The 20,748-nt window shown below is 65.0% G+C and carries 18 protein-coding genes; 12 read left to right on the forward strand and 6 right to left on the reverse strand.

The features are described 5' to 3' along the window. Window positions 1-4 precede the first annotated feature (4 nt). The gene (locus tag QF040_RS30485; protein ID WP_429614055.1) at window positions 5-988 is read right to left on the reverse strand and encodes a LysR substrate-binding domain-containing protein; all 984 of its coding nucleotides are present in this window, start codon (window positions 986-988) and stop codon (window positions 5-7) included. Between the two features lie 288 nt (window positions 989-1,276). On the opposite strand from QF040_RS30485, the gene QF040_RS30490 reads away from it, so the two are divergent. After that, a complete protein-coding gene (locus tag QF040_RS30490; RefSeq protein WP_176660242.1) occupies window positions 1,277-1,600 on the forward strand; it encodes a DUF2917 domain-containing protein in 324 nt (107 codons plus the stop codon). Window positions 1,601-1,706: 106 nt separating this feature from the next. Here the strand turns inward: QF040_RS30490 and QF040_RS30495 are convergent, their stop codons facing one another. Next, entirely contained in the window at window positions 1,707-2,111 is a 405-nt protein-coding gene (locus tag QF040_RS30495) for a BLUF domain-containing protein (RefSeq protein ID WP_429614056.1), read from the reverse strand. A gap of 134 nt (window positions 2,112-2,245) precedes the next feature. Between QF040_RS30495 and QF040_RS30500 the strand changes: the two genes are divergently transcribed. Further along, on the forward strand, window positions 2,246-2,971 hold the full coding sequence (locus QF040_RS30500) for a Crp/Fnr family transcriptional regulator (RefSeq protein WP_429614057.1): 726 nt from the start codon (window positions 2,246-2,248) through the stop codon (window positions 2,969-2,971). A gap of 19 nt (window positions 2,972-2,990) precedes the next feature. Here QF040_RS30500 and QF040_RS30505 read toward each other — a convergent pair whose 3' ends face one another. Continuing rightward, window positions 2,991-3,878, reverse strand: coding sequence for a DUF6279 family lipoprotein (locus QF040_RS30505; protein ID WP_429614058.1), 888 nt, complete (start codon window positions 3,876-3,878; stop codon window positions 2,991-2,993). On the opposite strand from QF040_RS30505, the gene glmU reads away from it, so the two are divergent. Further along, window positions 3,877-5,313, forward strand: a complete 1,437-nt coding sequence (glmU, locus tag QF040_RS30510) for a bifunctional UDP-N-acetylglucosamine diphosphorylase/glucosamine-1-phosphate N-acetyltransferase GlmU (RefSeq protein ID WP_429614059.1) — start codon at window positions 3,877-3,879, stop codon at window positions 5,311-5,313. The two genes, QF040_RS30505 and glmU, sit on opposite strands and share 2 nt — an antisense overlap. 15 nt (window positions 5,314-5,328) lie before the next feature. Here glmU and QF040_RS30515 read toward each other — a convergent pair whose 3' ends face one another. After that, window positions 5,329-5,811: an Lrp/AsnC family transcriptional regulator gene (locus QF040_RS30515; protein ID WP_429614060.1), complete on the reverse strand. Its 483-nt coding sequence runs from the start codon at window positions 5,809-5,811 to the stop codon at window positions 5,329-5,331. 138 nt (window positions 5,812-5,949) lie between these two features. Here QF040_RS30515 and glmS point away from each other — a divergent pair, with 138 nt between their 5' ends. Continuing rightward, on the forward strand, window positions 5,950-7,830 hold the full coding sequence (gene glmS / locus QF040_RS30520; RefSeq protein ID WP_429614061.1) for a glutamine--fructose-6-phosphate transaminase (isomerizing): 1,881 nt from the start codon (window positions 5,950-5,952) through the stop codon (window positions 7,828-7,830). Window positions 7,831-7,843: 13 nt separating this feature from the next. Here the strand turns inward: glmS and QF040_RS30525 are convergent, their stop codons facing one another. Continuing rightward, window positions 7,844-8,368, reverse strand: coding sequence for an Lrp/AsnC family transcriptional regulator (locus QF040_RS30525; protein WP_429614062.1), 525 nt, complete (start codon window positions 8,366-8,368; stop codon window positions 7,844-7,846). 92 nt (window positions 8,369-8,460) lie between these two features. Here QF040_RS30525 and QF040_RS30530 point away from each other — a divergent pair, with 92 nt between their 5' ends. Next, on the forward strand, window positions 8,461-12,069 hold the full coding sequence (locus tag QF040_RS30530) for an indolepyruvate ferredoxin oxidoreductase family protein (protein ID WP_429614063.1): 3,609 nt from the start codon (window positions 8,461-8,463) through the stop codon (window positions 12,067-12,069). 33 nt (window positions 12,070-12,102) lie between these two features. On the opposite strand, the gene QF040_RS30535 is transcribed toward QF040_RS30530, so the two are convergent. Then, the gene (locus QF040_RS30535; RefSeq protein WP_429614064.1) at window positions 12,103-12,255 is read right to left on the reverse strand and encodes a hypothetical protein; all 153 of its coding nucleotides are present in this window, start codon (window positions 12,253-12,255) and stop codon (window positions 12,103-12,105) included. 188 nt (window positions 12,256-12,443) lie between these two features. Between QF040_RS30535 and QF040_RS30540 the strand changes: the two genes are divergently transcribed. From QF040_RS30540 to QF040_RS30570, 7 genes are all read left to right on the forward strand, one after another. Continuing rightward, complete coding sequence (locus QF040_RS30540) at window positions 12,444-12,647, forward strand: hypothetical protein (RefSeq protein WP_429614065.1); 204 nt, start codon at window positions 12,444-12,446, stop codon at window positions 12,645-12,647. A 911-nt stretch (window positions 12,648-13,558) separates the two neighbouring features. Beyond that, window positions 13,559-14,713 (forward strand): polysaccharide biosynthesis/export family protein, encoded by a 1,155-nt coding sequence (locus QF040_RS30545; RefSeq protein WP_013539553.1) that lies wholly within the window; start codon window positions 13,559-13,561, stop codon window positions 14,711-14,713. Between the two features lie 26 nt (window positions 14,714-14,739). Beyond that, a complete protein-coding gene (locus tag QF040_RS30550) occupies window positions 14,740-15,195 on the forward strand; it encodes a low molecular weight protein-tyrosine-phosphatase (protein WP_429614066.1) in 456 nt (151 codons plus the stop codon). Further along, entirely contained in the window at window positions 15,192-17,453 is a 2,262-nt protein-coding gene (locus QF040_RS30555; RefSeq protein ID WP_429614067.1) for a polysaccharide biosynthesis tyrosine autokinase, read from the forward strand. The genes QF040_RS30550 and QF040_RS30555 overlap by 4 nt, the downstream gene beginning before the upstream one ends. 331 nt (window positions 17,454-17,784) lie before the next feature. Then, window positions 17,785-18,510 carry a sugar transferase gene (locus QF040_RS30560; RefSeq protein WP_429614068.1) on the forward strand — a complete coding sequence of 242 codons (726 nt, stop codon included), beginning with the start codon at window positions 17,785-17,787 and terminating at the stop codon, window positions 18,508-18,510. Beyond that, a complete protein-coding gene (locus QF040_RS30565; RefSeq protein WP_429614069.1) occupies window positions 18,507-19,586 on the forward strand; it encodes a hypothetical protein in 1,080 nt (359 codons plus the stop codon). Before QF040_RS30560 ends, QF040_RS30565 begins: the two co-directional genes overlap by 4 nt. Before the next feature lie 20 nt (window positions 19,587-19,606). Beyond that, window positions 19,607-20,746, forward strand: coding sequence for a polysaccharide pyruvyl transferase family protein (locus tag QF040_RS30570; RefSeq protein ID WP_429614070.1), 1,140 nt, complete (start codon window positions 19,607-19,609; stop codon window positions 20,744-20,746). Window positions 20,747-20,748 lie beyond the last annotated feature (2 nt).

Below are 20,748 nucleotides of genomic sequence, written 5' to 3' on the forward strand. Positions count from 1 at the left end.
AAGCTCAGTCGATGTCGTCGATGGTGTCCGGATCGGGCACCTCGCCGATGGTCTCGCGCGTGGTGCCGGCCTGCAGCAGCAGCCAGTCCCAGAAGGCCTTGATCTCGGGCCGCAGTGCATTGCGCGGACCGGAGATGAGCCAGTAGGCCATCGGTGAATCCATGCGATGCCGGGGCAGCACCTCCACGAGGTCGCCGTTGGCCAGGCTTTCTGCAATGAGCGAACTGCGCGCCAGCACCAGCCCCTGCCCGGTGAGCGCGGCCTGCACCATCTGGTAGGCGTAGTTGAAATAGAGCCAGCGCTTGGGCTGCGCGCGCTCCAGGCCGTTCACTTCGAACCAGCGCCGCCACGTCAGCCATTCCAGGTGCGTGCGGTGCGCGTCGCCCGCCTCGATCAGCGTGAAGCGGGTGATGTCTTCGGGCGTCTTGATCGGCGGGCTGCTCTTGATGAGCCACGGGCTCGCCACCGGCGTGAGGTTCTCGCCGAACAGGCGCACGGCGGTGGGCGGCATGGCCTCGCGGGGGCCGTAGCGCAGGGCGATGTCCACGTCGGCCACCTCGAGGTCGACCGCCACGTCGCTGGCGTCGATGCGGATGTCGATCTCGGGGTTGTCGCGCTGGAAGGCCTCCAGCCGCGGGATCAGCCACATCGAGGCAAACGATGCAAAGGTGGTGAGCGACACGCTCTTGCGCCCCGCGCTCTGGCGAATCTGGCGCACCGCCATGTCGATGCGCGGCAGCGACTGCTGCACCGCGAGCAGCAACTGCGCCCCGGCGCTGGTGAGTTCCACCGCCCGCGTGTGGCGCAGGAACAGCGACACGCCCACTTCCTCTTCCAGCGACTGGATCTGCCGGCTGACCGCCGATTGGGTCAGCGCCATTTCCTCGGCCGCCGCGCGGAAGTTCAGGTGCCGGGCGACGGCCTCGAAGGCGCGCAGGTGGCCGGCTGAGATGGGGCGGGAGCGCAGGTGGGTTTGCGAATGTTGCATGGAGGTGCCTTTGAAAGGCCGGCTGCATCTGCTTGCGCTGTCCCTTCGGGGAACACCGCGGAACCGGCTTTGCCGGGCTGCAGGTGTTGCCCCCGGGCGAGGGGGAGGAGAGGCGACACGAAGTGCGCGAAACCTGGGGGAGAGCCTTTGATTGATGCGAAACCAGCATCAGTAGGCTACTTCGTTTTCATTGGACCCACAACGCCCGGGAAACGATCATTCATTCCCGAACTGCGCCATTGCCTCCGTCCTGTCAATCGCACTTCGGCAAGCCCAAGGAGTTTCATCATGTCCACCGCCGTCTGCACCACCCAATCGCTCGCTTCCCTGTCGATCCCCGCCCGTACCGCTGCCGCCGCCGTGCCGCCCGCCGTGCGCCGCGGCGCCTGGCAGATTGCCCCCGGCGAGGCAATGAGCCTGAAGGCGCGTGCGGCCAGCGTCCTGCGCGTCAAGCAGGGCCGGGTATGGATCACGCCCGACGCCACGCTGGCCAACCCCAGCGAAGACCTGGTGCTCGCACCGGGCGAATCGATGACGGTGGCCGCCGGCCAGCGCATCGTCATGGAAGCATGGGATGGCTACGGTGCCACCTACACATGGGATCAGGCCTGAACGGTCACCGGTTCCATGGACGCACAAAGGCGGCTTCGGCCGCCTTTTTCTTTTGCAGGCGGTTTCGAGCGCCTTTTCTTTTTGCAGGCGGCTTCCGGCGCTTTTTTCAGCCGCTGATGTCGAAGCTGGAGCGCAGCGCCAGAAAGTGCTTGAGCGCGGCTTCCCCTTCCAGGGCGTGCACGCCGGCCATGAGATCGGGGCCTTCGCTCTCGGCCAGGCCCAGGCCGAAGCCGCTGTAGCGGCGCAATTCCAGCGGGCCCTCGTGGACCAGCCGCACCTCGGTATGCCGGAGGTCTCGTTCGATGCTCCGCATCAATGCCTTCACCGCATCGCGCGGACCCTCCAGGTGCTGGCAGAACCGCATGCCGTCGAAGACCAGGAGGCCGGTGATCTTCCGCTCGGAATTGCGCGCCCGTGCCTGGCTGACGATGGCGCCCACGGCATTGGCGGGCAGGTCTTGCGCGAGTACGCTGCAATAGAAAATTTCGTGGAGCGGCTGTTCGTCTGTCATGCGTCTTGGAGGAAAACGCTGCGGAGTCTAGACAGCGGCGACGCCCGGCGAAACGTAAAAAGACACAGCGCAAAAGCCTATAGTGCCGCGTGAGATTCGATGACTATCCCGTTGCAGCCTCCCCTCCCCAAGGGGTGAATCCTTGCGACGACTGCGCGCTGCGCCGGCTCGAGGCGTTCCTGCCCGCATCGCCGGAAGAGCTCAAGACCATCCAGTCGTTCCGCGTCGGCGCGCGGCGGGTGGAGGCGGGCGGCTCGATCATCGAAGAGCACCGGCCCAGCACGCAGCTTTTCACCCTTTATTCGGGGTGGGCGTTCCGCTACAAGACCCTGACCGACGGGCGCCGGCAGATCCTGAGTTTTCTGCTGCCCGGTGATTTCATCGGCCTGCAGGACGAATTCGCCGAAGGCCAGACCCACGGCGTGGAAGCCGTGACCGACGTCTCGCTGTGCGCCTTCTCGCGTGACCGCCTCTGGCCGCTCTTCCACGCCCAGCCCAAGCTCGGCTACGACATCACCTGGCTCGCGGCGCGCGAGGAAAAGATGGTGGACGACAACCTCGTCACCGCCGGCCGGCGCAACGCGGGCGAACGCGTGGCGATGCTGCTCATGCACCTGTACCGCCGGGCCGACCGCGTGGGCATGGTGCGCGATGGCTGGGTGGAGTTTCCGTTCAACCAGCAGCACATCGCCGATGCGCTGGGGCTTTCGCTGGTGCACACCAACAAGACGCTGCGCCGCCTGCAGCGCCTGGGGCTCCACAAGCTCGATGCGGGGTGGCTCCGCATCCTGGAGCCGCATGCGCTGGAGGCGTTGGGCGACTATTTCGAGCGGCCGCTGCGGCCCGTTCCGCTGATCTGAAAGCGCGCCGGCCGCAGCCTCAGCGCGTGGCCACGAGCTGCCGCAGGTCGCTCTGGTAGGCCTGCAGCCGGCGCACCGCCTGCTCGCGTTGGCTGGCGCTGGTGCCGTTGTGCAGGGTCGCGAGGTTGCGGCAGCCTTCCTCCAGCAGCGCCTGCTGCTGGTCGCGCCAGGGGCCGGGCGGCGGCTCGGCGATGCGCAGCAGGTAGGCATGCAGCGCGGCGCGCGCCTCGCCCGGCGATGGCTTCTTCGTGGCAAACCCGCGCAGCATCGCCAGCGCTTCCTGCTGGCGCTTGCGGCGCTCGGCATCGGCGAGTTGCGGGTTGAACACCGACTGCGCGACCTGCTGCTTCAGCACGTCGCGCTGCTCAGCCGTGAGCCGGCCGTAGAAGTCTTCCATGCGGTCGAGGAACTGGTCGTAGCGCTTTTCCTGCACCTGCGCGGGCGTGCGGTCGAGCCAGTCCTTGCGGTAGTCGTTGTTGAGCCTGGCGTACTTGCGTTCGAGCTGCTGCAGCTGTGATTCGCTCAAGGTGAGCGCCAGCTCGGTGGTGGCCGGCTCGGCGCGCTCGACCGCGGCCAGCAGGCGCTCGCGAATGCCGTCGGCGAATTTGCAGGCCTGCGCCGGCGTCACCTCGCCCGGCGCCAGGCCTTGCGCCTCCTGCAGCAGGGTGATGACCTTGGGCAGCTCGTTCTGCCGGTGCCAGGCCAGCAACTGGGCGAGTTCGTCGCGCACCTTGGGCGTCTGGGTGCTGTCGAAATCGAAATACCCGTCGAGCCACCAGTAGCTCACCTCGGGCAGGTTGTTGTAGGCCAGCTTCACCGCGCTGCAGGCGCCCAGCGCAGAGACCAGCAGCAGCACGCCGATAATTCGCGCCAGTTCCGCGCAACGCATCCGGGAAAACACAAGCATGAATCAGACTCCGCAGCAGCAAAAGCAAGACATCCAGGGGCCGATCGACGTGGTGATCATGGCGGCCGGCAAGGGCACGCGCATGAAAAGCAGACTGCCCAAAGTGTTGCATCGTTTGGGCGGCCGCGCGCTGATCGCGCATGTTGCCGACACCGCCGCCCGCATCGGCGCCCGCCACGTGGTGGTCGTGACCGGTCACGGCGCTGCCGAGGTCGAGGCCGCGATGGCCGGCGCCGTCGGCGGCGCGACGCCCCGTTTCGCACGCCAGGAGCCGCAGCTGGGCACCGGCCACGCGGTGCAGCAGGCAACGCCGCTGCTGCCGGACGACGGCACCGTGGTCGTGCTCTCGGGCGACGTGCCGCTCATCGGCGAAGACACGCTGCGGGCGCTGGTCGCGGCCAGCGCGGGCGAGCGCCTCGCGCTGCTGACCATCGAATTCGATGACCCATCCGGCTACGGCCGCGTGATCCGCACGTCGGCCGGCGGGGCAGTGACGGCCATCGTCGAGCACAAGGACGCCAACGACGCGCAGCGCGCGGTGCGCGAAATCTACAGCGGCGTGATGGCCGTGCCGGCGCGCCTGCTCAAGGGCTGGCTCGCGCGGCTGGACAACCGCAACGCGCAGAACGAGTACTACCTGACAGACGTCGTCAAGCTCGCCGCAGCCGACGGCGTGCCGGTGGTGGCGCACATCACGACCGATGCGCTGCAGGTGGCGGGCATCAACAGCCCGGTGCAGCTCGCGGCGCTCGAGCGCGCCTGGCAACTGCGCCAGGCGAATACGCTGATGGAGCAGGGCGTGCGCCTGGCCGACCCGGCGCGCTTCGACCTGCGCGGCACGTTGGACTGCGCGGCCGACGTCGAGATCGACGTCAACTGCGTGTTCGAAGGCGCGGTGTCATTGGGCGAGGGCGTGCGCATCGGTGCGAACTGCGTGATCGCCAATGCGCGCATCGAGGCCGGCGCGGTGATCCATCCGTTCACCCACATCGACGGCGAGAAAGCCGGCGTGACGGTGGGCGAGCGCGCCCTGATCGGCCCGTTCGCGCGCCTGCGCCCTGGCGCGCAGCTGGGCACCGAGGTGCACATCGGCAACTTCGTCGAGGTGAAGAATTCGACCCTCGCCGCCGGCGCCAAGGCCAACCACCTGGCCTACCTGGGCGATGCGACTGTGGGCGAGCGCGTCAACTACGGCGCGGGCAGCATCACCGCCAACTACGACGGTGCCAACAAGCACCGCACGGTGATCGAAGCCGACGTGCACATCGGCAGCAACTGCGTGCTGGTGGCGCCGGTCACCATCGGCGCGGGCGGCACCATCGGGGGCGGGTCGACCGTCAACAAGTCGACCGAGCCGGGCGCGCTGACTGTCGCGCGCAGCAAGCCGGTGAGCTTTCCCAATTGGAAGCGGCCGCAGAAAAAGCCGAAGGCCTGACGAGCGCGGCGCCAGTCAGCCCAGCGGCACCGCGGGTTCGAACTTGGCGCGCTTGAGGCTGAAGAACGCCTTCACGTTGCGCACGTTGGCATCGGCCGTGAACAGGCGCTGGGTCAGCGCGCCGTAGTCCGGCATGTCGCGCGCCGCGACAACGAGCACGAAGTCGGGGCCGGGCGAGACGCGCCAGCACTGCTGCACCGCGTTGTCGGCGATCACGCGGGTTTCGAAGGCGTCGAGCGCGGCGGCGTCCTGCCGGTCCAGCGAAATCTCGACCACCGCCTGCAATCCATGGCCCAGCACCGCCGCTAGCCGGTCGGGCGAGAGCAGCGCGACCTGGCGCTCGATGAGGCCCTCGTCCTTCAGCCGCTGAACGCGCCTGAGGCAGGTGGGCGGGGAGATGCCCACGTCGGCGGCGAGTCGCTGGTTGGTCTGCGAGGCGTCGCGTTGCAGCGCATCGAGCAGCCGGAGGTCTATTGCATCGAGGGAGATTGATTCCATATATATGTAAATTATGGAATAAAAATCCAAATGAGAGAGATGATGAAATAAAACTCCGAAATCCATGAAATTTCGAGGGCATATTTTCTCTTCACCTCCCTACCATCTGGCCTCTTCTTCATTCAAAGGCAGCTCACCATGTGCGGCATCGTCGGGGCAGCGTCCCATCGCAACATCGTTCCGGTCCTCGTCCAGGGCCTCCAGCGGCTCGAGTACCGCGGCTATGACTCCTGCGGCGTCGCGGTCCATGCGGGCGGCCTCACCCGGGCGCGCACCACCTCGCGCGTGGCGGAGCTCGTCACCCAGGTGCGCGAAGACAAGGTCGAAGGCCTGACCGGCATCGCCCACACGCGCTGGGCCACGCACGGCGCGCCTGCCGTCCACAACGCGCACCCGCATTTCAGCCACGGCCCCGGCGCCGACGCGCAGGGCGCGCGCCCCGGCCGCATCGCCCTCGTGCACAACGGCATCATCGAAAACCATGAAACGCTGCGCGCCGCGCTCGAAGCCAAGGGCTACGTGTTCGAGAGCCAGACCGACACCGAGGTCATCGCCCACCTCGTCGACAGCCTCTACGACGGCGACCTGTTCGAAGCCGTGAAGGCCGCGGTGCTGCAGCTGCACGGCGCCTACGCGATCGCCGTGATCTGCCGCGACGAGCCGCAGCGCGTGGTCGGCGCGCGCGCCGGCTCGCCGCTGATCCTCGGCGCGGGCAAGGAAGGCAGCGAGAACTTCCTCGCGAGCGACGCGATGGCGCTCGCCGGCGTGACCGACCAGATCGTCTATCTCGAAGAGGGCGACGTGGTCGACCTGCAGCCGGGCAAGTACTGGATCGTCGACAAGAACCACAAGCCCGTGACCCGCCAGGTGCGCACCGTGCTCGCGCACAGCGGCGCGGCCGAACTCGGCCCGTACCGCCACTACATGCAGAAGGAAATCTTCGAGCAGCCGCGCGCCATCGGCGACACGCTCGAAGGCGTGGCGGGCATCGTGCCCGAGTTGTTCGACGGCATCGGGCAGGACGGCGCGACGGGTGCCAGCGCGCATCGCGTCTTCAAGGACATCGACAAGATCCTCATCCTCGCCTGCGGCACCAGCTACTACAGCGGCTGCACCGCCAAGTACTGGCTCGAAAGCATCGCGAAGATTTCCACCCAGGTCGAGATCGCGAGCGAATACCGCTACCGCGACTCGGTGCCCGACCCCAAGACGCTGGTGGTCACCATCAGCCAGTCGGGCGAGACGGCCGACACGCTCGCCGCGCTCAAGCACGCCCGCTCGCTCGGCATGGAACAGACGCTGACGATCTGCAACGTCGCGACCAGCGCGATGGTGCGCGAGTGCAAGCTGGCGTACATCACGCGCGCCGGCGTGGAGATCGGCGTGGCGTCGACCAAGGCCTTCACCACGCAGCTCGCGGGCCTCTTCCTCCTGACGCTGGCCATCGCGCAGACCAAGGGGCATCTCACCGAAGCCGACGAAGCGCGCTACCTGAAGGAAATGCGCCACCTGCCGGTCGCGCTGCAGTCGGTGCTCGCGCTGGAGCCGCAGATCATCGGCTGGGCCGAGGACTTCGCGCGCAAGGACAACGCGCTCTTCCTCGGCCGCGGGCTGCACTACCCGATCGCGCTGGAAGGCGCGCTCAAGCTCAAGGAAGTGACGTACATCCACGCCGAGGCGTATGCGGCGGGCGAACTCAAGCACGGCCCGCTCGCGCTGGTGACGAGCGAGATGCCGGTGGTCGCGGTCGCACCGAACGACGCACTGCTCGAAAAGCTCAAGAGCAACCTGCAGGAAGTGCGCGCGCGCGGCGGTGTTCTGTATGTACTGGCCGACGGCGACACGAAGATCAAGAGCGGCGAAGGGCTGCATGTGATCCGCATGCCGGAGCACTACGGGCAACTGTCGCCGCTGCTGCATGTGGTGCCGCTGCAGTTGCTGGCGTATCACACGGCGTGTGCGCGCGGAACCGATGTGGACAAGCCGCGCAATCTGGCGAAGAGCGTGACGGTGGAATAAGGCGTCGCGGGCGTCAGCGCCGCGAAGGCGCCGCGCCCGTCTTCGCCTTGGCCCCCGTGAGGTGCCCGAGCGGCAGCGCCACCTCCGACTTGATCTCGCGCAGCACGATGCTCGAGCGCACGTGCGTCACGCCCGGCAGGCTGAACAGCACCTCGTGCAAGAAGCGCTCGTAGTGCTTCATGTCGGGCACCGTCACATGCAGGATGTAGTCCGCGGGTCCCGTGGCCGACACGCAGCGGATGATCTGCGGGCTCGCGGCCACCACCTCCTCGAAGCGCTGCACCATCGCCTCGCTGTGGCGGTCGAGGTTCACCTCGGCCACGGCCGAGACGTGCAGGCCCACCAGTTCGGGATCGATCATGGCGGTGTAGCCGCGGATCACGCCGGCCGCCTCCATGTCCTTGATGCGCTTCCAGCACGGCGTGGGCGAGAGCCCGACGGCCTCTGAAATCTGCTGCACCGTCTGCCGGCCGTCGTGCTGCAGTGCAGAAAGGATCTTCAGGCAATGCTCATCAAGAGAAACAGAATCGACGTTCATGACGGTTTCCGAGTGGATTCTTCTTCAAACAAGGGTCTGCGCCAGTGTATTGAAGAAACACTTACTCGGGGTGCGGCAGAACAATTCCGGGCATGAACGCCCCCCACAAGACGGCCGCGCTTCGACGGCCCGACTACCAGCTTTCCGACAACCTCTGGGCCGATGCCGGCTCGGTCTTCCTCACCGGCACGCAGGCGCTGATCCGCATCCTGGCGATGCAGAAACAGCGCGATGCGGCACGCCGCCTCCACACGCAGGGCTTCGTGAGCGGCTACCGCGGCTCGCCGCTGGGCATGGTCGACCAGGCCATCTGGAAGGCGGGCGATCGCTTCAAGCAGACCGGCATCCGCTTCGTGCCCGCGGTGAACGAGGAGCTCGCGGCCACGCAGGTGCTCGGCACGCAGCGTGTGGAGTCCGACCCCGAGCGCACCGTCGATGGCGTGTTTGCCATGTGGTACGGCAAGGGCCCGGGCGTGGACCGCGCGGGCGACGCGCTCAAGCACGGCAACGCCTATGGCTCGTCGCCGCACGGCGGCGTGCTGGTGGTGGCGGGCGACGACCACGGCTGCGTGTCGTCGTCGATGCCGCACCAGAGCGACCACGCCTTCATGGCTTGGCGCATGCCGGTGATGCAGCCCGCGAGCGTGGCCGAGTACCTGGAGTTCGGCCTGTACGGCTACGAGCTCTCGCGCTATTCGGGCGCGTGGGTCGGCATGGCGGCGCTGTCTGAAATCGTGGAGAGCGCGGGCACCGTGGACCTCGATGCGGTGAACGCGCGCGTCGCCGCCTGGGAAGACGCCGATGCCGTGCGCGCCGCCACCGGCCACGCCGCGCCGCCCGACGGCCTGCACTACCGCTGGCCCGACCTGCCCTCGCTGCGCATCGAGTCGCGGCTGGAGGACAAGCTCGCCGCCGTGGCCGCATTCACGCGGCGCAACAGCATCGACCGTCACGTCATCGTGAGCCCGCATGCGAAGGTCGGCATCGTCACCTGCGGCAAGGCGCACCACGATTTGATGGAGGTGCTGCGGCGCCTGGAGCTCTCGCCCGAGCAGCTCGCGCGTGTCGGTGTGCGGCTCTACAAGGTGGGGCTGAGCTTTCCGGTCGAGCAGACGCGCCTGAAAGACTTTGCGCGCGGGCTCGATGAAATCCTTGTCGTGGAAGAGAAGGGCGCGGTGGTCGAGACGCAACTGCGCGACATCTTCTACAACGCGCCGCCCGATGCCCGACCCGTGCTCGTGGGCAAGCACGACCGCGACGGCCAGCCGCTCGTGTCCGCGCTCGGCGAGCTGCGGCCCTCGCGCCTCATCGAACTGGTCGCGCACTGGCTGGCCGTGCACTTTCCCGAGAACCACGACCTCGGCGATCACCTTCAGCATGTGCGCGACTTCACGCCGCCCGACCTGCTGGGCAACGCGAGCGATGCGGTCAAGCGCCTGCCGTACTTCTGCGCCGGCTGCCCGCACAACACCAGCACCAAGGTGCCCGAAGGCTCGACCGCGCGCGCCGGCATCGGCTGCCACTTCATGGCCAACTGGATGGACCGCAGCACCGCGGGCCTGATCCAGATGGGCGGCGAGGGCGTCGACTGGATCTCGCATGCGATGTTCACCAAGACACCGCATGTGTTCCAGAACCTCGGCGATGGCACCTACTACCACTCGGGCTATCTCGCGATCCGCCAGGCCGTCGCGGCCAAGGCCACGCTCACCTACAAGATCCTGTTCAACGACGCGGTCGCGATGACCGGCGGGCAGCCGGTCGATGGCGTCATCAGCGTGGACGCTATCGCGCGGCAGGTCGAATCGGAAGGCGTCACCAAGGTGGTGGTCGTGAGCGACGCGATCGGCAAGTACGACGCCATCACGAACCGCTTTCCGCACGGCACCGAGTTCCACGACCGCGCCGCCCTCGACGAGGTGCAGCGGCGCCTGCGCGAAATGCCCGGCGTGACCGTGCTCATCTACGAACAGACCTGTGCCGCCGAAAAACGCCGCCGCCGCAAGAAGGGCGAGCTGGCCGATCCGCCCAAGCGCCTCTACATCAACGAGGCCGTGTGCGAAGGCTGCGGCGACTGCACCGTGCAGAGCAACTGCGTGGCCGTGCTGCCGCACGAAACGCCGATGGGCCGCAAACGCAAGATCGACCAGACCAGCTGCAACAAGGACTATTCCTGCGTCAAGGGTTTCTGCCCGAGCTTCGTGGGCGTCACCGGCGGCAAGCTGCGCCGCAAGAGCGGCGCGCTCGCGGCCGGGCGCGATGCCTTCCTGCATCGCGTGGGCGCGCTCGCGCACCCCGCGCCGCATGCGTGGACCGGCCCCTACGACCTGCTCGTGACTGGCGTCGGCGGCACCGGCGTGGTGACGGTGGGCGCGGTCATCGCGATGGCCGCGCACCTGGAGGGCAAATCGGCCAGCGTGCTCGACTTCATGGGCTTCGCGCAGAAGGGCGGCTCGGTGCTGAGCTTCGTGCGGCTGGCCGACACGCCCGAGCGGCTGAACCAGGTGCGCATCGACACGCAGCAGGCCGACGCCATCCTCGCCTGCGACGTGGTGGTGGGCGCCTCGCCCGACGCGCTGCAGACCGTGCGGCACGGGCGCACGCGCGTGCTCGCGAACATTCATGAGATTCCGGTGGCCGAGTCGCTGCGCAACCCCGATGCCGACCTGCACGTCGGCCTGCTGCTGGAGAAGATGCGCTTCGTCGCCGGTGAAGAACAGGTCGAGACCTTCGACGCGCAGAGCCTGGCCGAGGAGTTCCTCGGCGACACGCTGGCCGCGAACATCGTCGCGACCGGCTATGCATGGCAGCGCGGCCTGGTGCCGCTGAGCCTGGAGGCGCTGATGCATGCGATCGAACTCAACGGCGTGGCCGTGGCGGCCAACCAGTCGGCGTTTTCGCTGGGGCGGCTCGCGGCGGGCGACCCGGCTGCGCTCGATCAGTTGCGCGCAGCACCGATGCAAGCGCAGGCGCAACAACAAGCCGACGAGCGCCCGCTGGACGCGCTGCTCGCCGACGCGCGCCGCCATCTCACCGGCTACCAGAACGCCGCATGGGCCGATCGCTTCTACAAACGCATCCGCGCATTGCAGGCGGCCGAATCCGCGCTGCCGGGCGGCGATGCACGCCTGCCCTTCACGCGCAATGCAGCGCGCAGCCTGTTGAAACTCATGAGCTACAAGGACGAGTACGAGGTCGCGCGCCTCTACACCGACGGCGCATTCCTGCAGAAGCTCAAGGACCAGTTCGAAGGCGACCTGAAGCTCGAATTCCACATGGCACCGCCACTGCTCTCGCGCCGCGCGAACGGCCAGGCGCCCGCCAAGATTCGTCTCGGCGCGTGGATGCTGCCGGCAATGAGATGGCTGGCCCACGGCAAGCGGCTGCGCGGCACGGGCTTCGACCTGTTCGGCTACACGGCGGAGCGCCGGATGGAGCGTGCGCTGATCGCCCAGTTCGACCAGCGGCTTGACGAACTGGCCGCCGATCTGTCTGCCGACAACCAGGCGCTCGCCGCGCAGATCGCGGCGCTGCCGCTGACGATCCGCGGCTTTGGGCATGTGAAGCTGGCCAACCTCGCGCTCGCAACCGATCGCGAGGCGGAGCTGCTGCACCGCTTCTCGCCGCAGCGCCATCCGAGACCCGAGAAGAACGCGAAGACGGGGCAGTTCCGCGGCATCGCCGTCGTGTCGTCGCACTGAGCGGTCATCCGCACGGCGACCGCGCGCCTGCTTTCAGCTGCGGACCTCGGCGGTGAACTTTCCCTTTACGCGTCCCGACTCGATCTCTTCGTGCGCCGCCATGGCCGTGCCGAGATCGAACCTGCGCGCGTCCATCGGGATGTCCACTTCGGTGCACGCACTGCGCAGGGCGTCGCTGGCGAACAACGATCGGAAGTGCAGGGGAAAAACACGGTCAGCCCCTGCACAGGTTCAGCACAAATACTCTCTATGCAGCGTCCGGCGACCTGCATATCCTCGGCTTTTCTTGGGCTATCCTCTCGCACCCGACGCGCGTAGCGATTTTTTACACATCCATGGGGCTGACGCGTGCCCGAGCGAAGGGGGAGAGACAAATGCGCTTGATCGTCATCGAATTGCTGTTGGCCTTGGTGCTGCTGCCATTGAGCGGCCTTTTTTGGTGGTGGGCCTTCGGCATGGGCGGCTGGGCGCTCGCCGGCTTTCTCGTTCTCGTCGGCATCGCCCTGTTCCTCGTGCTCCGGGGCGTTCGCGCCACCAAGGAGAAGCTGGGCCAGCCCGGCGACGACCAGGAGCAGTGAGCTCCGCGCCAGCAGGCCCTACGGGCCCTGCATCGATCACCGACAGGCCTCCTTTTGGAGGCCTTTTTCATTTAATTTCCCGCGCGCTATATCTCAATTCCCGATAACTCTTATCGAGGAATTCGTATGCCCATATTCGGCCTGAATTCTTTTTTCTCATTCACCGTGCCGTTGAATGATTAAATCGGATTTGCGTGACCGAAATGCGAAGAATCCATGGCAAATGGATGACTGAAATTGAAAAACAGTGCAAAAGTCTTAGCTTGAAAATGAATGTGAAATTATTCATTTAACTTTGTGAGCAATGGTTGCACGGTGTTGGTGCCATCTCTGGCGGCGGTCATACGAATTTCAGGTAAATCGAAAAACCTACATCTATTCAAATCGGGGCGCGTGTCACCGTAGCGGTGCCCCTTTCGGGTGCTGTTGCATGTCCGTTTGCAGGGTGTGGTAGGCGTTCTTCACTCGGGAAGTTCTCCTACACTGCACGGAAACACAAAATCTTACAAATAGACGTGCAATATCAAAAACCCTCAAAAAATCAATTTCGTGGCACAGGCGCCACGATCTCCCTGCGCTGCGGGGTAATTAATAAGTCGCCATTTCAACGGCAAAAACGGCAATCCGGAATGCTGTTCCAAAGGTGGTTTTCCCAGTGAAAACACCGTTCCAGAGAGTGCGATGACAGATAACCCTGCGTAGCACAGGGTTGCGCCACGAATAGACACGATTTTTTCGCCTGCGCGACGAAAAAATGCATCTTCGAGCGCAGCGACAATTCGGTTTTCGACCTGCGCACCGGTAAATCCCGGGCTGCGCTTTGTGGTGCGCCCCGATCAAAAGGCCGACCCCCTTCAAGCGGGCTCGACCTTTGCATAGGGGCCGCAGTTGAAGAAGAAATCAGATTTGCAATGGAGATCAATTTGACACGCTACGTGTACCTGATGGGGTGGAGCGCTGCCCTGGCCGGCGCGATGTTGCTCCAGGGCTGTGCGCCGGGCTTCGGCAGGATGGCGGCTTCCGAGCCCGACCTCGGCCCGGCGCCCGCCCTGTCCGCGGACGGCTCGCCCGAAGGCGCGCTCACGCCGATTTCGCCGTCGCTCATCCGCGCGATGGCCGATGCGCAACCGACCGCGGTGCCGGCCGACGTGAAGGCGCTGTTCGGCGAGGCCGCCCCGTACACCATCGGGCCGGGCGATGTCGTGGGCGTCATCGTCTACGACCACCCCGAGCTGCTGCCCAACGCCGGCGCCGTCATCTCCCAGCAGGTCGACCCGACCGGCATCAGCGTGGCGCCCGGCTTCATCGTCGGCGCCAACGGGGAGATCAGCTTTCCCTACATCGGCCGCGTGAAGATGCAGGGGCTCACCGAAATCGAGGCCTCCGATCTCATCACCAAGCGCATCGCGCGCTACATCAAGGAGCCGCAGGTCACGGTGCGCATCCAGTCGTTCCGCAGCCGCCGCGCGTTCGTCGAAGGCGAGGTGCGCTCGCCGGGGCTGCAGATCTTCACCGACGTGCCGATGACGCTGGCCGAAGCGCTCAACCGCGCGGGCGGCATCACGCCCAACGGCGACCGCTCGTTCGTCACGCTCACGCGCGGCGACCGCACCACGCTCATCGACCTCACGCGCCTGCAGGACCTGGGCAGCGGCGCCGGCAGCATTCCGCTGCAGAACGGCGACGTGGTGCTGGTGCGCAACCGCGACGAGAACAAGGTCGTGGTGATGGGCGAGGTGCTGCGTCCCTCGGCGCTGCTCATGCACAACGGGCGCCTGAGCCTGAACGAAGCGCTCGGCGAAGCCGGCAGCGCGAGCCTGGGCACCGCGAACACGGGGCAGATCTACGTCGTGCGCAACACCGCCAAGGGCACGCCGGCCGTGTTCCACCTGAACGCGAAGAACCCCGCCGCGCTCGCGCTGGCCGACCGCTTTCCGCTGCAGCCGCGCGACGTCGTCTACATCGACTCGGTGCCGCTCGTGAGCTGGAACCGCGTGGCCAGCCTGATCCTGCCGGCCGCCCAGGTGCTGGACATCGGCGACCGCGTCTACATGAACCACCGATGACCCCGGTGAACCCTGACGAGGCCGCGATGAAATCCGTGCTCACAGTCTGCATCGGCAACATCTGCCGCAGCCCCATGGCCGAAGGCCTGCTCGCGGCGGGCCTGCCGCACCTGCGCGTGGCGTCCGCGGGCACCGGCGCGCTCATCGGCCAGCCGGCCGACGCCACCGCGCAGAAGCTCATGCGGGCGCGCGGCATCGACATCTCGGGCCACGTCGCGCAGCAGGTGAGCCAGTTGCTGTGCCGCCAGGCCGACCTGATTCTGGTGATGGACCTCGCGCAGCGCCGCCACCTCGAGTCGACCTACCCCTTCGTGCGCGGCAAGGTGTTCCGCATTGCCGACACGCTGGCGCAAGACGTGCCCGACCCCTACCGCCAAGGCGAAGCCGCATTCACCGATGCGCTGGCGCTCATCGAGGCCGGCGCCCGCTCGTGGATCGAGCGCGTCCTGAAGATCACAAAACCCGAGCATCAACTCACATGAATGCATCCCCGCAAGCCGCTCCGCCGATGCAAGCGCCCGACGACGAGAGCGAAGGCATCAATCCCGCGGAGTACTGGGACATCCTGGTCGACAACCGCTGGCTCGTCGCAGCCGTGGTGGCCGTTTTCCTGTTCCTCGGCACCGCCTATGCGCTGCTGGGCAAGCCCGTCTACGAAGCCAACCTCGCGGTGCAGGTGGAAGACTCGGGCAACTCCGCCGGCAGCTTCCTCGGCGATGCGGCCTCGTCGCTGCTGAGCGTGAAGACGCCGGCCGCGGGCGAAATCGAAATCCTGCGTTCGCGCGCCGTCCTCAGCAAGGCGGTGGAGAACACCAAGCTCTACATCAGCGCGCGGCCGCGCTATGCGCCCTTCGTGGGCAGCTACCTCTCGCGCCGCGCCACCGAGCTGTCGGAGCCGGGCTTCATGGGGCTCGCGGGCTACGTCACCGGCACCGAGAGCATCCTCGTGCCGCGCTTCGATGTGCCGCCCGATTTCGAAGACAAGCCCTTCACGCTCACCGTCGGCACCAACGGCCAGTACGAGCTGAGCAACCCCGACATCGACACGCCGATGAAAGGCACCGTCGGCACGCTGCTCTCGGCGAACGTGCCGAACGTCGCGAACGGCAGCGTGAGCCTGATGGTCACCAGCATCGAGGGCAAGCCGGGCGCGCAGTTCCAGCTCGTGCGCTCGTCGACGCAGAAGACGCTGCTCGCGCTGCAGGATGCGCTGAAGGTCGTCGAAAAGGGCAAGCAGTCGGGCGTGCTCGACGTGAGCTGGAAGAACGCCGACCCCGAAAAGCTCACGCAGCTTCTCAACGAGATCGGCACGCTCTACGTGCGCCAGAACATGGAGCGCAAGGCCGCCGAGGCCGAAAAAACGCTGGGCTTCCTCGACACCGCGCTGCCGCAGTTCAAGAAGCAGCTGGAGCAGTCCGAAGACATCTACAACCGCTACCGCAACCAGAACGGCACGGTGAGCCTGGACGACGAAGCCAAGAACGCGCTCACGCAAACCGTCGACCTGCAGTCCAAGCTGCTCGAAGCCGAGCAGAAGCGGCGCGAGCTCGCCGCGCGCTTCACCGACGAGCACCCCGCGGTGCAGACGCTCGACACCCAGGTCGTCGCATGGAAGGCGGCGCTCGCCAGCATCGATGCGCGCATCCGCAAGATGCCCGAGCTGCAGCAGAACACCGTGCGCATGCAGCGCGACATCAAGGTCAACACCGACCTGTACGTGTCGCTGCTCAACAGCTCGCTGCAGATGCGCCTGGCCAAGGAAGGCAAGGTCGGCAACGTGCGCCTGCTCGACGAGGCCATCGTTCCCGAAGAAGCGGTGTGGCCCAAGCGCCCGCTGGTCATCGCGCTCGCGCTCATCCTCGGGCTCGCCGCCGGCGTCGCGGCCGCGGTGGCGCGCAGTTCTTTCTTCGGCGGCATCCGCAACCCGGGCGAGATCGAGACCCACACCGGGCTCAACGTCTACAGCAGCATTCCGCTGAGCGCGGCGCAGCGCACGATCGACCGGAACATCGAGAACAAGGTGGCCGGCCTGCACGTGCTCGCACACCTGCAGCCGGAAGACCCGGCGGTCGAGAGCCTGCGCAGCCTGCGCACCGCGCTGCAGTTCGCGATGCTGGAGGCGACCAACAACCGCCTGCTCATTTCCGGTGCAACGCCCGGTGTAGGCAAAACGTTTATTTCGGTCAATTTCGCGGCCATTTCCGCCGCCGCCGGAAAAAGAGTTCTTTTGATTGATGCGGATTTGCGAAAAGGCCGCGTCAATCAATTCCTGTCGATTCCACGTTCTTCAGGGTTGTCGGAATTGATAGCAGGAACCCTCAGTTTCGAAACGGCGGTGCGCTCTTCGGTGCTGCCGAACCTGGACATCATCACCACCGGCGTGCTGCCGCCCAACCCGGCCGAATTGCTGATGAGCGAATCCTTCGTGCAGGTGCTGGACAGGCTTTCGCCGGGCTACGACCTCGTCGTCATCGACACGGCGCCCGTGCTGGTGGCCGCGGATACCGCCTCTGTGGCGCCGCTGGCCAGCACCTTCCTCCTGGTCGCGCGGGCCGAAAAGACCCAGCTCGGCGAATTGAATGAAAGCGTCCGGCGCCTCGCGCATGCGGGCCGATCGGTAAATGGCGTAATTCTGAATGCTATTGACCTATCGCGCCGCCATGCGGGCAGTGGGGGCTATAAGTACGGCGCTTACAAGCATTTACAATACACATACAAAGCCAACAGGGATTCCACCTAGACCGTGAAAAATTGGAGTTAAATTCACCTTGATGCGCTTGACATTTAGATGGGCGTATTGAGTTCATACTCAATTTGTATTCAGTCAAAACTTATGTAGTACCAATGAGCAGCAATTCATTTTTACTACTTCTATCGAGTCCGTTGACCGCGCAATAGCTTTTGCACTGCAGAAGCTACGGGGCATTTGCGCGGGTCCTGTCGGCCAAAAAAATCAAGGGCCATAACCAAAGAGATGCGGGCGTTTTTGCCCGCATGTGGAAAGGTGCGTCGCCAATGAAATACCTTGCTAAAGAAATTCTTTCGCGTTTCACCTCTGGATGGAGAAAGCCATGAGAAACCTCCGACCCGAAGAATCGATGGTCCCGCAAGGTTGGGACAATTCGGAACATTCGCACAGCCAATCGCCCTACGACATCGGGCAAAACCGGGTGAATCATCCGGTCCTGCTTCGAATTGGGAAAAGATCGGTGGACATTGCCGCCGCGCTTTTCTTCTTCCTGGCATTCGGCTGGGTGTTTGTATTGATCGGCCTGTGCGTCATGATCAGTTCCGGTGCGCCCGTCTTCTATTCGCAGCCGCGCTATGGAAAAGACGGGCGGGTATTCCGCTTCTGGAAATTCCGCTCGATGACCGCCAATTCGGCGCAGGTGCTCGAAGAGCACCTGAAAAACAATCCGGAAGCGCGCCGGCAATGGGACGAATACCAGAAGCTGGAAAACGATCCGCGCATCACGCCTTTCGGCAAATTCATCCGCAAGACCAGCCTCGATGAATTGCCGCAATTCTGGAACGTGCTGATCGGCGAAATGAGCCTGATCGGCCCGCGCCCCTGCATGCTCGAGCAGAAGGCGCTGTACGGGCACGACTGGGCGCATTACTGCGCCGTACGGCCGGGCATCACGGGCCTTTGGCAAGTGAGTGGCCGCAATCAGCTCACCTACAACGCACGCGTTGCATTGGACGTGAGGTATGTCGAAACGCTTTCCGTCACGAAAGACGTCGACATATTCCTCCGGACGATATGGGTGGTCGCTGTCGGGCACGGGTCGCGGTGAGCCACGCCATCCAGCAGGGATATCCAGCCACGACGACAAAAAGAACAAAAAAGAATTCGGGGCGCGTCAACCCGTATTCGATTGCCGGGATTTCGATCGTGTTCGTCTACACGGTCATCTACGTCTATTTTCGGGATTCGCTTCCCGATAAGTGGAGCGTCGATTCGGCAAAGATCATCGAGATCCTGAATTACGGCGGCGCGGGCGGCGACCTGGATAATTCGTTCGCGATCACCGCGGCCTTGTTCGGCCTCATTGGCGTGGACAACCTGGATGTCTTTACCTGCAGCGTGAGCGCGCTGTTCCTGCTGTTTGCGACCCACGATATCCGCCGGGCCGGGGATTTCTTTACGCGATTGCTCCTGATTGCGCCGTGCATCATGCTCAACATGTTTGCGCCGTCGAAAGAAACGGTGGTGCTCATCATGACGATGTTCATCACCGTGTCGGCGATTTATTTCCGGACGTCGAAGAAATACACCTTCATTTCCTTTTTGTTCCTGTACGCAGTCTATGGCGTCTTCGTTCGCCAATATTATTTGCTGATTGTCGGCGTGTTCTTTCTCGTTTATTGGCTCTGGCGGCGGCCGCTCAAATACCATGTGCTGGCGGCCATTGTGGCGGCTGGTGCAGTCATGGCGGCGCCATCCAGCGTATTGCAGACATTGCAATCGCCAAGAGACACATCCAACGCCTATGCGGAGCAGATCGGCAGCGACAATCGGACGGCCTTTACCAATATCGCATCGCCAGCCACTGGCCCCGGGTTCCTTGTCAATTACGCCTATGCCGGCACGGTGTTGATCACGCCGGTGCTGTATTTCCAGACGCCGAGCGATTTCTTCATGCAATTGATGATCGGCGCGATGCTGATCATTCTTTACCGGGCCCGAAAAAAAGCCCGACGCGGGCATGACCGCTTCGAAACCAGATTCTTCGCCAGCCTTTTTATTGCCCACATATTGGTGCAATTGATATTCGAGCCCGATCTCGGAAGCTTTACCCGCCATTTGACCTCGGTGCTGCTCTATCTCATTGCCATCAAGGTTGCCGAGAGAAAACCATTCCTCAGATGAAAAAAATCCTGATTTGCGCCGTGCCATTCAGCGACAACCTCGGCGACGGGGTCATTGCCGCATCGCTGGCGCACATTGCCGGCCTCAAATACCCGGACGCCCGCGTCGAATTCCTCGACATTGCCGGACGGCACGGATTCGACGAGCAAAACCTGCGCGGCGGCGGCGCGTTCGGCGTTTTCCAGAAATTGCCGGCGCTGCTGCGTTCGGCCATCGTGTTCGCGTATTGCCTCAAGAACTACTTCCAGCGCTGGCGCCCGCACTGGAAGGCGGCCGTGAGCGATGCCGACCTCGTCATCGTCGGCGGCGGCCAGCTTTTTTGCGACGTGGCGCTCAACTTCCCGGCCAAGTTGTTCTTCCTGAGCCGGCTCCTGCGCGGCAAGCGCGTGGCGGTGGTGTCGGTCGGCGTCACGGCCAAGTGGTCGTACTGGGGCAAAGTGCTCGTGGGCAAGTTCTTCAGGAACGCCGCGCCCGTGTTCTTCGCGACCCGCGATGCGGAATCGGCGAAGAACCTGCACGACATCTTTCGCATTCCCCGGCCCGACATCCGCGTGGTGCCCGACCCGGCGCTGGTCTGCGAGAGCGCGTTCTCCAGCGAGCTTTCGCCCGACAAGAAATGGGACGTGGGCATCTGCGTGAGCAGCCTCGATGCGCTGGTCATGAACTCGGAGTACGGCGATTCCAACGCCATCGGCTCGGCCGATTTCTTCGCGAACCTCGCCGAGGCGCTGCAGCAGGAGGGCGCGCGCGTTCTCTACTTCACGAACGGCGCGGCCGAAGACAACCGCGTGATGGCCGAGATCTCGGCGCGCCCGGCCAGTGCGGGCGCGGGCGCGGCGGAAACCGCTTTTCTCGTGCCCAAGCGCCCCGACGATCTCGTCGCGCTCATCAGCGCGTGCTCGTGCATCGCGGCGCACCGGCTGCACGCGAACATCGTGGCCTACAGCCTGAACATTCCCTCGGTGGGGATGAACTGGGACAAGAAGGTCGAATCGTTCTTCCGCCTCACCGGCCGCACGCAGTACCTGTTCGACCTGTCGCCGCGCCCCGACCAGCTCAAGGCCTCGGTGCTGCAACTGCTGCGCGAGAAGAACGCCGACCGCGAACGGCTCGACGTGCTGCAGGGCGAAGTCATCGCCGGCACGCACGCGCTCATCTGACC

This window comes from Variovorax sp. W2I14 (assembly GCF_050435205.1).
GTDB classification, from domain to species: Bacteria; Pseudomonadota; Gammaproteobacteria; order Burkholderiales; family Burkholderiaceae_C; genus Variovorax; species Variovorax paradoxus_C.